Here is a 12,003-nt window from a genome sequence, read left to right on the forward strand (position 1 = left end):
TTGCGCGATGAACATCCAGGACAGACCCGAAACCCTCGTTCCGCAAAGCGTCACGACCGGCCCCCTCCCCGGCTCGCAAAAGGTCTATCATCACCCCCAAGGCCGGGCCGACATTGCCGTGCCGTTCCGCGAAATCGCGCTCGACCCCTCCGCCCATGAGCCGCCGGTGCGGGTCTATGACGCCTCGGGGCCCTATACGCAGGCCGGCGTCGCCATCGATCTCTCGGCCGGGCTTCCCCGCATTCGCGAGCCCTGGCTCAAGGCGCGGCAAGGCCTCGACGTCTATGCCGGCCGCGCCGTGCGGCCCGAGGACAATGGGCTTGTTGCGCCCGACCGCCTCGTGCCGCCCTGTCCGGCCAACGCCGCGCCGCGCAAGGCCCGCGATGGCGCCCTCGTCACCCAATATGAATTCGCCCGCGCCGGGATCGTCACGGAGGAAATGATTTTCGCCGCCGCGCGGGAAAATCTCGGCCGCGAACAAATGGTCGAGGGGGCCGAGGGGCGGATCGCGGACGGCGAGAGTTTCGGCGCCTCGATTCCCGCTTTCGTCACGCCGGAATTCGTGCGCGATGAAATCGCCAGGGGCCGCGCGATCATCCCCGCCAACATCAATCATCCCGAACTGGAGCCGATGATCATTGGCCGCAATTTTCTGGTGAAGGTCAACGCCAATATCGGCAATTCGGCGGTGACCTCCTCGGTCGCCGAAGAGGTCGAGAAAATGGTCTGGGCGATCCGCTGGGGCGCCGACACGGTGATGGACCTCTCCACGGGGCGCAATATCCACAATATCCGCGACTGGATCCTGCGAAATGCGCCGGTTCCGATCGGCACCGTGCCGATCTATCAGGCGCTCGAAAAGGTCGATGGCGATCCGACCAAGCTCAGCTTCGAGGTTTTCCGCGACACTTTGATCGAACAGGCCGAGCAGGGCGTCGATTATTTCACCATCCACGCCGGCGTGCGCCTCGCCCATGTGCCGCTGACCGCCAAGCGCACCACCGGCATCGTCTCGCGCGGCGGCTCGATCATGGCGCGCTGGTGCCTCGCCCATCACAAGGAAAGCTTTCTCTACGAGCGCTTCGACGAGATCTGCGACATCATGCGGGCCTATGACGTCTCCTTCTCCTTGGGCGACGGCCTGCGCCCCGGCTCGATCGCCGACGCCAATGACAGGGCGCAATTCGCCGAGCTGGAGACGCTGGGGGAACTGACCAAGATCGCCTGGGCCAACGGTTGCCAAGTGATGATCGAAGGCCCCGGCCATGTGCCGATGCATAAGATCAAGATCAATATGGAAAAGCAGCTTAAAGAATGCGACGAGGCGCCCTTCTATACGCTCGGGCCGCTGACGACCGATATCGCGCCGGGCTATGATCACATCACATCAGGGATAGGCGCGGCGATGATCGGCTGGTTCGGCTGCGCCATGCTCTGCTATGTGACGCCGAAGGAGCATCTCGGCCTGCCCGACCGCGACGACGTGAAGGTTGGGGTCATCACCTATCGCATCGCCGCCCATGCGGGGGATCTCGCCAAGGGCCATCCGGCGGCGCAGATCAGGGACGACGCCGTCTCGCGGGCGCGGTTCGATTTCCGCTGGCAGGATCAGTTCAATCTCGGGCTCGACCCCGAGACGGCCAAGCTGTTCCATGACGAGACCCTGCCGAAGGAAGCGCATAAGACCGCGCATTTCTGCTCCATGTGCGGGCCGCAATTCTGCTCGATGAAGATCACCCAGGACATCCGCGAGGAGGTTTTGGCGATGGCCGAACGCGACAAAGGGATGGCGGAGAAAAGCGCGGAATTTTTGGAGAAGGGCGGGAGGCTTTACGTGTGAGGCAGACGTTTCGCCGCTCCCCTCGGCGGCTACGATGCGCCAGCCAAGCCAGACCGAGGCCCATGTAGGAAGCGTGACGCTTATGCCAGCTTGCCGGCAGAATCAGCGGCCGCTTTTGTTCGGCGGCTTCGTTTTGTGGTATAAGCTCTAGCCGAGCCGGCAGGCCGCGATCGGATCCTTGTCTTGGCCCTGGCCGCGAGTTGCGAGCAAACTTCCATGAGCAAACAAGAAAAGTCGCTGTTCATGACCTTTCTCATGACCCCCGACATGTCCAATTTTTCCGGCCACGTCCATGGCGGCGTCATCTTGAAGCTGCTCGATCAGGTGGCCTACGCCTGCGCCGCGCGATATTGCAAAAACTACGTGGTGACGGCGTCGCTCGACCAGGTGATCTTCAAGCAGCCGATCAAGGTCGGCGAGCTGGTGACCTTCAAGGCCAATGTCAATTACGTCGGCAGGACCTCGATGGAGATCGGCATTAAGGTGATCGCCGAGAACCTGACCACCCAAGACATCCGCCATACCAATTCATGCTATTTTACCATGGTCGCCCGGAAGGAGGACGGCAGCCCCTGCATCGTCCCGCCTCTCGAAATCGAGACCGAGGTCGAACGGCGGCTCTTCGAGGCGGGGAAAATGCGCAAGGAAATGCGCAACGAGATCATGGAGCGAAATAAATCGCTGCACGTCGGCATCCCGGATTGAGATCGCCTCATTGGAGCCAGCGCGGATGGTCGATCATGCTGGGATCAATTCGCCGTGCGCGGAAAACGCCGACGCCCTTTGCAAGGCCGAGGCGACGGCCAGGCGTCTTTACCAGGTGGATTTCCCTTGGGACATCAACAAGTCGCTCGAATTCGCGCTGCTGCGCACCTATGCGGTTCCGTCCATTTCCGCGCTGCTCGACTATACCAATGAAACGGTAGGGCGGCCGCGCAAGCGCTACGACGACACCGTTTTGATCATCAGCGAAATCCTGAACAATGGCCTCGATTCGCCGCGGGCGAAACGCGCCTACGCGCGGCTGAACGACATGCACGGGCGCTATGCGATCAGGAACGACGATTTTCTCTACGTGCTCTCGACCTTCATCTTTTCGCCGATCGACTGGGTCGCGAAATATGGCCGCAGGCCATTGACCAACGAGGAAACGCAGGATTGGTTCGTCTTCTGGCGCGCGTTCGGAGAACGCATGGGGATCGCGGATATTTTTCCTACGCTGGAGCGCTTTCGCGATTTTTCGAAGGATTTCGAGAGAACGCGTTACGCGCGTTCGAAGGCCAACGCCAAAATCGCCAAGGCCTCCATGAATGTCGTGCTGTCAGGCTCGCATGTGCCGGCGTTTCTTCGGCCGGCCGGGCATCGGCTCGTGATGGCGTTCTGCGAGCCGCATCTTGTCGACGCGCTCGGCTTTCCGCCTCCATCGCACATGCTGCGCGGCTTTGTGGCCTTGCTCATGGAGTTTCGCCGCAGGATCCTGCGGCTGACGCCCCCGAACAAATCCGCCAAACCACCGATGAAGGGGTCGAAGACCTATCCGGAAGGATATGAGATCGAAGAACTCGGCACATTCAAGCCGCCGCGTTAACCACGGCCATCTGATCGAGCGGCCGAACGCGACTTCACGCGACGGGACGCAGGGGCGCGCTGGCCCTTGCGCCCGCAACCAAAAATCAAATCATATATTGGCCGCCATTGACGCTGAGAGTCGAGCCGGTGATGAAGCCCGACTCCTCCGCGACAAGAAAGACCACGACGCGGGCGACTTCCTCGGGCTCCCCCAGCCGCCGCAGCGGAATGAGCGGCAGGACGGATTTCTCCAGCACCTCTTTTGGCACCGCCTTGACCATATCGGTTGCGATATAGCCGGGGCAAACTGCATTGACGGTTATTCCCTTGCCGGCGTTTTCCTGGGCGAGCGACTTGGTGAAGCCGATATCCCCGGCCTTCGACGCCGTGTAATTGGTCTGGCCCATCTGGCCTTTTTGGCCATTGATCGACGAAATATTGACGATGCGGCCGAACCCGCGTTCGCGCATCCCCTCGATCACCGGGCGCGTCATGTTGAAAAGCGAATTCAGATTCGTGTTGATCACATCAAACCATTGTTCCGGGGTCATTTTGTGGAACATGGTGTCGCGGGTGATCCCGGCGTTGTTGATCAGGATTTCGATCGGGCCAAGGTCGTCGCCAACTTTCTTGAGGCCTTCGGCGCATTCCTTATAGTTTGAAACATCCCATTTATAGACGGGGATGCCTGTCTCCGCCTTGAAATTCGCCGCCGCTTCGTCATTGCCAGCGTAGGTCGCCGCGACCTTATATCCGGCCGCGTGCAATCCCTTGCTGATGGCGGCGCCTATCCCGCGCGAACCGCCGCTCACTACCGCTACCCGAGCCATTTGCGTAACCCTCCAAAATCCCGCCGCCGCGGCGCCCGCTTCCGTCGCGCCTCAGGCAGCCATGACGCCCGCGCGACAGCTTGCTGGCCGCCAGTTCCTCCATGACATGAAGGAGCTTTCAATTCTTGATCTATCGCATTTTCTGACTGCAAACAGATTTTCACTTTGCAGAAAGCGCCTTTGCGGTCGGCGCGCCGGTCTGATTGGCGGGCGCGCCGTTCGCACTCTCACCGTTCAACGGTCAACGCGATGCCCATTCCGCCGCCGATGCAAAGCGTCGCCAAGCCCTTCTTGGCGCCGCGGCGCTGCATTTCATGGAGAAGGGTGATGAGGACCCGCGCGCCGGAGGCGCCGATCGGATGTCCGATTGCGATCGCGCCGCCATTGACGTTCACGATGGCTGGGTCCCACCCCATGTCCTTATTGACCGCCAGGGCCTGCGCCGCAAAAGCTTCGTTCGCCTCGACGAGGTCGAGGTCTTTGACCTTCCAGCCGGCCTTTTCGAGGGCCTTGCGCGACGCCGGGATAGGTCCAGAGCCCATGAGGGCCGGGTCGACGCCGGCGCTCGCCCAGGAGGCGATGCGCGCGAGCGGCGTCAATCCGCGCGCCGCGGCGTCCTTGGCGCTCATCAGCACGAGGGCCGCGCCGCCGTCATTGATGCCGGACGCGTTTCCCGCCGTGACCGTGCCATCCTTAGCAAAGGCCGGCTTCAATTTGGCCAGCCCGTCCAGCGTCGCGCCGAGCCGGATATATTCATCGGCATCGATGACCACGTCGCCTTTCCGGCTGGTGACCGTGAAGGGCGCAATCTCCTCCTTGAACCGCCCCTCCTTCTGCGCCGCCTCGGCCTTGTTTTGCGAGGCGAGCGCGAAGCGGTCCTGCTCATCGCGGGTGATCTGCCATTTCGCCGCGACGTTTTCGGCGGTCTGGCCCATATGGTAGCCATTGAAGACGTCGGTCAGGCCATCGCGCAGCATGGTGTCGACGAATTTCAGATCGCCCATCTTGACGCCGGAGCGCAGATAGGCGCCGTGCTGCGACTGCGACATGCTCTCCTGTCCGCCGGCGACGACGATCTCCGCGTCGCCGGTTGCGATCTGCTGCGCGGCCAAGGCCACGGCGCGGAGCCCCGAGCCGCAGACCTGGTTCAGGCCAAAGGCCGTCTTTTCTTGGGGAATGCCCGCCTTTATCGCCGCCTGGCGCGCCGGATTCTGGCCCTGGCCAGCGGTTAGCACCTGGCCCAGGATGACTTCGTCCACGTCGGCGGCATCGATTTTGGCGCGATCGAGCGCAGCCTTGATCGCGGCGGCGCCAAGCTCGTGCGCAGGCGTCGCGGCAAAGGCTCCGTTGAAAGATCCAACGGCAGTGCGCGCCGCGCTCACGATTACGATCTCACGTGACATAGGGATTCCTCCTTGGGTGCGGGCCTGGGGCGGGGCTTCCCCGGCATGGTTTCCAACGTTAACACACTACAGATGGCGTTCGCGAGCCCGGCGCTCCATACAAATGACGCGTGGAGCATCGCCGGGGCGTGAATTGGCGCTCGAAATTGGTTTTCGCTTCGAAATAAAGCGCTTATCCTGAACAAACGGTAAGGCGGCGGGCTAGCGCCGTTTCACGGCGGCGAACGGCGAGGCAAAGCGATGGAGCGATTTCGTGACAAGCGCAAGACGGTTCAGCGGCCAAGCTCCCCGCGATGGCGCCTTGCGGATTCGTTCCTAGGGGGTGCATTCTTGGGGGGTGCATTCTTGCGATAGATGAGGCTTGACGGCCACGTTTTGATTTTGTGGATCGAGTTTCTGGGTCGAGCAAGATCCACTGGGTTCCGAGATGACTTCCTCCAGGCGGGCAATCGACCATGGCCAATGAAAAACAACCGATCACGATCAAGAAATACGCCAACCGGCGCCTCTACAACACCGGCACAAGCGCCTATGTCACGCTCGAGGATCTCGCCGTCATGGTCAAGAAAGGCGAGGATTTCGTCGTTTTCGACGCCAAGAGCGGCGACGACATCACCCATTCGGTGCTGACCCAAATCATTTTCGAACAGGAAGGCAAGGTTGGCCAGAGTCTTTTGCCCATAACATTCTTGCGCCAGATCATCCGCTTCTATGGCGACAGCATGCAGATGCTGGTGCCGAGCTATCTCGAATTCACAATGGACAAGCTGACAAGCGAGCAAGGCAAGTTCCGCGACAAAGTCGCCGGCGGTTTCGGCGCCCCTTTGGCGGGGCCGGTTTTCGGCTCGATTGAGGAGCAGACCCGCAAGAACATGGCCCTGTTCAACCAGGCCCTCGCCATGTTCAGCCCTTTTGCGCCTCCAGCGGCGCCGACGGCTGAAAAACCCGCCGAGGAGCCAACGGAGCCTACGGCCAAGAGCGACATTGAGGAAATGAAGCGCCAGCTCGACGAGTTGCAGAAGCGGATCGAGGGCATCGCGTCAAAGGAGTGAATCGGCGCTCTCGCGTCGCTAAAGCGGGATGCGAAAAAGTGGAATCCGGTTTTTCGCGTCAAATCCCGCTCTCTTCTCAACAATAGATTACGTTTCATGCTTTTGGATGTTTCCATCTAAAAGCATCGTGATTTATGTCCGGGCTGCCCGCCTAACCACCGGGCGGACCTGGCCGCCAGCCTGGCGGCGCAAGCTCGAAGCCCGAAAACGCGAAACCAGGCGCGACGGTGCAGCCGACAAGCGTCCAATCTCCAAGACTGCGGGCGTTCTGCCACCAATGGGCTGGAACAACGAACTGCGGCCGCTCCCCCGCGAAAAGATCGGCACCGAGCCGATGCGCGCTGGCCTCGGCGCCGTCACGCGACGCCATGATCTCCAGAGGCGCGCCAGCGTAAAAATGCCAGACCTCCGCGGCGTCGACCTTGTGCCAATGCGAAACCTGGCCGGCTTCGAGAAGAAAATAGATCAGCGTCGAGGCGGCGCGGCCCGCCGCCGTTTGCGCGTCATCGCGGAAGGTTTCACGGAAGAAACCGCCCTCAGGATGCGGCCGCAGGTCGAGCAAATGAATGATTTCGGCGGCGATTGCTCCGCCCGAATGAGTGATCGGCATCGTTGACCAAGCCTCCCGCTCTTTCACGCTCTTGGATGGGTTCAAGCTCTGTTCTTGCGTTCCCGCAACGCGGCGAAAACCGCGGCGGGATCGGCGCCGCGCATGCCGATCGCGGCCTGGACCTCGGGGTCGCCGGCGCGAAGGAAGGGATTGGTTTCGAGTTCGATCGCAATCGTCGTTGGAAGCGTGAATGCGTCGGCGGCGCGCAGATCCGCGACCTCCTGCGCGCGTTTTTTCAACGTCGCGTTGTCGGGATCGATGGTCAAAGCGAAACGGGCGTTCGCCATCGTATACTCATGGCCGCAATAGATCTTCGTTTGCGGCGGGAGCGCTGCGAGCTTCATCAAGGACCTGTACAAAACCGCCGCCGGCTCCTCGAAACCGCGGCCGCAGCCCATGGCGAATAAAGTATCGCCGGAAAAAGCAATTTCTTCTTCCTCGAACCAATAGGCGACATGCCCCGAGGTGTGCCCCGGAACCTCGATGACCCGCCCCTCGAGCGCGCCGATCGCGACGCGGTCGCCTTCGCTGACGGCAATGTCGAGGCCGCCGATCGCAACTGCCTCCTTGCGCGGTCCGACCACCCGGGCATGAGGAAACGTCCGCTTGAGCCCGGCGATTCCCTGCACATGATCGGCATGGTGATGGGTGATCAGAATATCGCTCAGCTCCCAATCCTTCGCCGCCAGCGCCGCCAAGATCGGCGCCGCCTCGGGCGCGTCGATCGCTGCTGTAGCGCCCGTGCGCGGATCGTGAACGAGGACCCCAAAATTGTCCTTAAGGCACAGGAATTGATGAATAGAAACGGCCATGGCCTGGTTTCCCTTGCGCCGCCCAGCGTTGCAAAATCCTCTAGAGCCGGATGATTTTGGACGGAATCGCAACGCGATCTCGTCCAGAGTCTTAAATCCGCCTCTCATCAAAGAGTTAGAGCATGATGTCGTCCGAAAACCGGTTTCCACTTTCGGCATCATGCTGTAATCAAGTCAGCCCGCCGGGTCAAACCGCTTCTCTCTTATGTGATTTGAGGGAAATCAAACCTTTGCGGCGCCCATGGCGTATTTAGATAAGGCAGTACCGCAACGATCGGAGCCCATCTCTCATGTATAAAAACATTCTCCTTCCCACCGACGGCTCCGATCTATCCAAGAACGCCGTTCAGCATGGCATCCAATTGGCCAAAGCGGTGAAGGCCAAGGTCACGAGCGTCACGATCATCACGCCGAGCCAACTTTTCATGCTGGAGCCGGAAATCGTTACGGAAACGCCGGAAGATTATATGAAGCATATGGTGAACTTCGCGAGCAAATGCCTCGATCAGGTGAAGGCCGCGGCATTGGCGGAGGGCGTGAGCTGCGACGTGCTTTATTTGGAGCATGACAGTCCCTATGAGGCGATCATCGAAACCGCGAATAACCAGCATTGCGACCTGATCGTCATGGCCTCGCACGGACGGCGGGGGATTTCCGCCATCGTGCTCGGCAGCGAAACCGTCAAGGTGCTCACCCACAGCACGATTCCGGTCCTCGTCTATCGCTGATTTGGGCAGGCAGAAGCAAAGCGATTGATCTGGAGGGATGCCGATGGATCGCGGACCATCCGCAACGCGGCCCGGCCCTTTTGAAGCCGCCGGGACTCGCGATCGCGCGGCGGAGCCGCGCGCCGTCTGCATCCCGCCCCTCGGCCTTGCTGGCGCCTTGTGCATTCCAAAGGGCGCCGCGGCGCTTGTCGTCTTCGCGCATGGCAGCGGCTCCAGCCGTCTCAGTCCGCGCAACATGGCGGTCGCACAGGCGCTGAACGCGCAGGGCATGGCGACGCTCCTGTTCGATCTTCTGACCGTTGAAGAGGAGGCCGACCGCACCAATGTCTTCAACATTCCGCTCTTGGCCGGACGAATCGTCGAGGCGCTCGATTGGCTTGGCCGCGAGCCGGATGCACAAGACCTTCGCCTCGGCCTCTTTGGCGCCAGCACGGGAGCGGCCGCGGCGCTGGTCGCGGCGGCGCGGCTCGGCGATCGCGTCGGCGCGATTGTTTCGCGCGGGGGGCGACCCGACCTTGCAGGCGAGGCGCTCGATCGCGTCCACACGCCGACGCTCTTGATCGTGGGCGGCGCCGATTTCGTCGTGATCGATCTCAATGAACAAGCCTTCGCTCGGCTGCGCGGACCCAAAGCGCTGGAAATTGTCCCCGGCGCCAGCCACCTGTTTCCAGAGCCAGGAGCGCTGGAGGCGGTGATCGATCACGCCGCGCATTGGTTTCAACGCTATCTCCACGCGCGCGCGCCGGATTGAAACCGCCCGTGGAACCTCGGCGCGAAAAATCGCCAGGAGGCCAAAATGAGTTTCAGGAACCGGGTGGACGCGGGACGCAAGCTGGCCGCGGCCCTTGCAAGCTACAAGGACCAGGCGCCGGTGATCCTCGCCCTGCCGCGCGGCGGCGTTCCCGTCGCGGCGGAAGTCGCCGCGGCGCTCGACGCGCCTCTGGACCTCATTCTCGTCCGCAAGATCGGCGTCCCGTCGCAACCTGAATTGGCCATGGGCGCAGTCGTCGATGGCGACTCGCCAAGGATCGTGCGCAATGAGGATGTGATTCGATTAGCCGGCGTGGACGAGGCTGAATTTGACGCCGTTCGCGATCGGGAGTTTGCCGAAATCGAGCGGCGGCGGCGGCGCTATTTCGGCGGACGCGAACGGATCGACGTCAAGGGACGCCTCGTCATCGTCGTCGACGATGGCGTCGCGACGGGCGCGACGACGCGCGCCGCCTTGCAGGCGATGCGCATGCGCCAGCCGAAGAAGCTCGTGCTCGCCGTGCCTGTTGGCCCGACAGATACGATCGAGGCCATGCGGGAGGAAGCCGATGAGGTCCTATGCCTTGAGGAATATGAAATCTTCGGCGCCATCGGCTATTTTTATGACGATTTCCGACAGACGACCGACCAGGAAGTGATCGATCTTCTAGCCCGCTTTTCCGAACGCGGGCCGGATGAGGCGGCTCGTTCGCATTGAGTCTGCGCGGAAGGGTTTACCGATTGACTGGGAGCGGCGCGCCGGCCTTGTGCGCGGCGATCCATTTTTCGAGTTCGGCGACATGCCCGGTCTCCTCCTCGACGAATTCCTGCGCGAGAAGCTGGATTTCCGGATCGTCGGTGGCCTCGAGAATTTTCGCGTAATAATCGAGGCTGGCCTGCTCGGCGTCACGCGCGATTTCCAGCGCCTGTTCGCGACCGATGAACGGATCGGCAGCCCAGATCGCGGCCGATTCCGGACTCTCGAAGTCCGGCCATTCGAACGCCTGCGGCTTCAAGTCAGGGACATCGCGAAAGGCCGACCGAGACCGCGCGTCCGCAAGATGCAGCCTGGAATAATCCGAAAGGCGCCGAAACAGCTTTCCGACTTCGCTATTGCCGCAAGTCTGCATCGCATCGGCCAGCTCCCCGAATCGGATCGCCGCTTCCTCCTCGAGCTTCACGGCATAGGCGAGAAACTCCTCGACGGATCGCATGTCATACCCCTCTTGTGGCGAAATTGGCGAAACGAGCCGGAGCGCGCCGAAGGCTTTGCATTCGGCGATCAGCGCTCTTGCTTCGTTCTTTCGAACTTTACGGTGACCGCTCCCGCCGGACCCTGCGGGCCCTTCACCGTCAGGCGATCGCCCTCCAGCGAAACGAAGCGAATGATGCTGGCGCCGGTCATCGCCGGGTTCCAGGAAACATCGGGGCGAAGCGTGATCTTCAAGCCGTCGGCATGATCCTCATAGGTGAAGGGCGCCGAATAGCTGATCATGCTCTTCACCAGATTGGCGTAGCCCTCGTCGTCTTGCGCTGGCTTGCGGCCTTGCCCGACCACGATCTGCGTGCAGCGATGATCGCCGCCTATGACAAGATAGCCGCTTGGGTGCTCGCCCAAGGGATGTTCCGTCTTGCCGGCGGCCTCGTGAACGTAGGAAACAATTTTCCACGTTCCGACAATGTCGTTGGGCGTGAGGGCATAGGCCGGAGACTGAATTCCAAGAACGCCAGTTGCAAGAAAGGCGATCAGCGCTGCTTTCAGTTTTGCTTTCATGGACGTTTCCATAGGGACTCGATCCTCCGCGCGGATTCCCATCACGCCAGAGCGCTCTCGGGGAAGCTGAAAGCAACTCTAGCTTTTATAGTATCTTCTTGACGCGACCCGGTTTCCACTTCGCTCGAAAAATATTCTGGAGCATGTTCTGATCGACTTCTTCAATCAGATGACTCCATCTGATCGGGAAGCGCTCTAGCGAAACCCGCCTATGCCGTCGCACCGGCCGTCTTCGGTCTTGAAATAGATCGGATCACAGGGGCTGAAATCATTCGGGCACAATGGCTCGCACTTGGGGTTGTACGGCGGCCCTTTGTTCTGGCTCGTCCAAGCGCCGCCAGGCGGCGGCGGGACCGGATCGGGAACGCCCGGGCGGCCCATGAACTGGGCCTGAGCCAAGCCGGAGGCCAAAGGGCCCGAAAGCGCGATGGCGAAAAAGACGAGCTTCAATCTCATAGCCACGCTCCCGCACATGTCCGGCCGCGAATGGATCATAAGGCGCCATCGCTGGCGCGCTCAGAATGACGCTCTGTTATTGCATAGACTACGCCTTCGCCCCACGCCGGGCAAGGCTGAACCTTTGCGGGATCGCGCGCTAGATCACGATGCTTTTAGATGAAAACATCCAAAAGCAT

At 61.3% G+C, this 12,003-nt stretch carries 14 protein-coding genes; 7 read left to right on the forward strand and 7 right to left on the reverse strand.

Annotation, left to right across the window (positions count from 1 at the left end; all coding sequences use genetic code 11):
* Positions 1-7: 7 nt before the first annotated feature.
* The 3 genes from thiC to DL86_RS05190 all read left to right on the forward strand — a co-directional run bounded on the left by thiC (position 8) and on the right by DL86_RS05190 (position 3,428).
* Entirely contained in the window at positions 8-1,840 is a 1,833-nt protein-coding gene (gene thiC / locus DL86_RS05180) for a phosphomethylpyrimidine synthase ThiC (RefSeq protein WP_036258919.1), read from the forward strand.
* 216 nt (positions 1,841-2,056) lie between these two features.
* Positions 2,057-2,545, forward strand: a complete 489-nt coding sequence (locus DL86_RS05185) for an acyl-CoA thioesterase (RefSeq protein WP_036258922.1) — start codon at positions 2,057-2,059, stop codon at positions 2,543-2,545.
* A 25-nt stretch (positions 2,546-2,570) separates the two neighbouring features.
* Positions 2,571-3,428: an oxygenase MpaB family protein gene (locus DL86_RS05190; RefSeq protein ID WP_051952730.1), complete on the forward strand. Its 858-nt coding sequence runs from the start codon at positions 2,571-2,573 to the stop codon at positions 3,426-3,428.
* 85 nt (positions 3,429-3,513) lie between these two features.
* Here DL86_RS05190 and phbB read toward each other — a convergent pair whose 3' ends face one another.
* Together phbB and DL86_RS05200 are read right to left on the reverse strand one after the other, a co-directional pair.
* Positions 3,514-4,239, reverse strand: coding sequence for an acetoacetyl-CoA reductase (gene phbB, locus DL86_RS05195; RefSeq protein WP_036258924.1), 726 nt, complete (start codon positions 4,237-4,239; stop codon positions 3,514-3,516).
* Positions 4,240-4,466: 227 nt separating this feature from the next.
* A complete protein-coding gene (locus DL86_RS05200) occupies positions 4,467-5,642 on the reverse strand; it encodes an acetyl-CoA C-acetyltransferase (protein ID WP_036258927.1) in 1,176 nt (391 codons plus the stop codon).
* 455 nt (positions 5,643-6,097) lie between these two features.
* On the opposite strand from DL86_RS05200, the gene phaR reads away from it, so the two are divergent.
* Positions 6,098-6,694, forward strand: a complete 597-nt coding sequence (phaR, locus tag DL86_RS05205) for a polyhydroxyalkanoate synthesis repressor PhaR (protein ID WP_036258928.1) — start codon at positions 6,098-6,100, stop codon at positions 6,692-6,694.
* 151 nt (positions 6,695-6,845) lie between these two features.
* Here phaR and DL86_RS05210 read toward each other — a convergent pair whose 3' ends face one another.
* Both DL86_RS05210 and gloB read right to left on the reverse strand, forming a co-directional pair.
* A complete protein-coding gene (locus DL86_RS05210) occupies positions 6,846-7,304 on the reverse strand; it encodes a cupin domain-containing protein (protein WP_036258931.1) in 459 nt (152 codons plus the stop codon).
* A 41-nt stretch (positions 7,305-7,345) separates the two neighbouring features.
* Positions 7,346-8,116 carry a hydroxyacylglutathione hydrolase gene (gene gloB, locus DL86_RS05215; RefSeq protein WP_036258932.1) on the reverse strand — a complete coding sequence of 257 codons (771 nt, stop codon included), beginning with the start codon at positions 8,114-8,116 and terminating at the stop codon, positions 7,346-7,348.
* A 290-nt stretch (positions 8,117-8,406) separates the two neighbouring features.
* On the opposite strand from gloB, the gene DL86_RS05220 reads away from it, so the two are divergent.
* From DL86_RS05220 to DL86_RS05230, 3 genes are read left to right on the forward strand one after another with little or no spacing between them, the layout of a single operon-like run.
* The gene (locus DL86_RS05220; protein ID WP_036258934.1) at positions 8,407-8,844 is read left to right on the forward strand and encodes a universal stress protein; all 438 of its coding nucleotides are present in this window, start codon (positions 8,407-8,409) and stop codon (positions 8,842-8,844) included.
* A gap of 43 nt (positions 8,845-8,887) precedes the next feature.
* Positions 8,888-9,595 carry a dienelactone hydrolase family protein gene (locus DL86_RS05225; RefSeq protein ID WP_245276250.1) on the forward strand — a complete coding sequence of 236 codons (708 nt, stop codon included), beginning with the start codon at positions 8,888-8,890 and terminating at the stop codon, positions 9,593-9,595.
* Between the two features lie 45 nt (positions 9,596-9,640).
* Complete coding sequence (locus tag DL86_RS05230) at positions 9,641-10,312, forward strand: phosphoribosyltransferase (protein ID WP_036258937.1); 672 nt, start codon at positions 9,641-9,643, stop codon at positions 10,310-10,312.
* Between the two features lie 16 nt (positions 10,313-10,328).
* Here the strand turns inward: DL86_RS05230 and DL86_RS05235 are convergent, their stop codons facing one another.
* The 3 genes from DL86_RS05235 to DL86_RS05245 form a co-directional block, all read right to left on the reverse strand.
* The gene (locus DL86_RS05235) at positions 10,329-10,808 is read right to left on the reverse strand and encodes a ferritin-like domain-containing protein (RefSeq protein WP_036258940.1); all 480 of its coding nucleotides are present in this window, start codon (positions 10,806-10,808) and stop codon (positions 10,329-10,331) included.
* 68 nt (positions 10,809-10,876) lie between these two features.
* Entirely contained in the window at positions 10,877-11,368 is a 492-nt protein-coding gene (locus DL86_RS05240) for a lipocalin-like domain-containing protein (protein ID WP_162180396.1), read from the reverse strand.
* 195 nt (positions 11,369-11,563) lie between these two features.
* A complete protein-coding gene (locus DL86_RS05245; RefSeq protein ID WP_036258944.1) occupies positions 11,564-11,824 on the reverse strand; it encodes a hypothetical protein in 261 nt (86 codons plus the stop codon).
* Positions 11,825-12,003: the final 179 nt, after the last annotated feature.

The sequence above is a fragment of the Methylocapsa aurea genome (assembly GCF_000746085.1).
Classification (GTDB): Bacteria; Pseudomonadota; Alphaproteobacteria; order Rhizobiales; family Beijerinckiaceae; genus Methylocapsa; species Methylocapsa aurea.

What these genes read in the sequence shown, in the direction of transcription:
- DL86_RS05225 (WP_245276250.1), top strand. Translation starts at nt 8,888, where the DNA reads ATGGATCGCGGACCATCCGCAACGCGGCCCGGCCCTTTTGAAGCCGCC.
- DL86_RS05230 (WP_036258937.1), top strand. Translation starts at nt 9,641, where the DNA reads ATGAGTTTCAGGAACCGGGTGGACGCGGGACGCAAGCTGGCCGCGGCC.
- gloB (WP_036258932.1), bottom strand. Translation starts at nt 8,116, where the DNA reads ATGGCCGTTTCTATTCATCAATTCCTGTGCCTTAAGGACAATTTTGGG.
- phaR (WP_036258928.1), top strand. Translation starts at nt 6,098, where the DNA reads ATGGCCAATGAAAAACAACCGATCACGATCAAGAAATACGCCAACCGG.
- DL86_RS05240 (WP_162180396.1), bottom strand. Translation starts at nt 11,368, where the DNA reads ATGAAAGCAAAACTGAAAGCAGCGCTGATCGCCTTTCTTGCAACTGGC.
- DL86_RS05200 (WP_036258927.1), bottom strand. Translation starts at nt 5,642, where the DNA reads ATGTCACGTGAGATCGTAATCGTGAGCGCGGCGCGCACTGCCGTTGGA.
- DL86_RS05220 (WP_036258934.1), top strand. Translation starts at nt 8,407, where the DNA reads ATGTATAAAAACATTCTCCTTCCCACCGACGGCTCCGATCTATCCAAG.
- DL86_RS05185 (WP_036258922.1), top strand. Translation starts at nt 2,057, where the DNA reads ATGAGCAAACAAGAAAAGTCGCTGTTCATGACCTTTCTCATGACCCCC.
- DL86_RS05245 (WP_036258944.1), bottom strand. Translation starts at nt 11,824, where the DNA reads ATGAGATTGAAGCTCGTCTTTTTCGCCATCGCGCTTTCGGGCCCTTTG.
- DL86_RS05235 (WP_036258940.1), bottom strand. Translation starts at nt 10,808, where the DNA reads ATGCGATCCGTCGAGGAGTTTCTCGCCTATGCCGTGAAGCTCGAGGAG.
- DL86_RS05190 (WP_051952730.1), top strand. Translation starts at nt 2,571, where the DNA reads ATGGTCGATCATGCTGGGATCAATTCGCCGTGCGCGGAAAACGCCGAC.
- phbB (WP_036258924.1), bottom strand. Translation starts at nt 4,239, where the DNA reads ATGGCTCGGGTAGCGGTAGTGAGCGGCGGTTCGCGCGGGATAGGCGCC.
- DL86_RS05210 (WP_036258931.1), bottom strand. Translation starts at nt 7,304, where the DNA reads ATGCCGATCACTCATTCGGGCGGAGCAATCGCCGCCGAAATCATTCAT.
- thiC (WP_036258919.1), top strand. Translation starts at nt 8, where the DNA reads ATGAACATCCAGGACAGACCCGAAACCCTCGTTCCGCAAAGCGTCACG.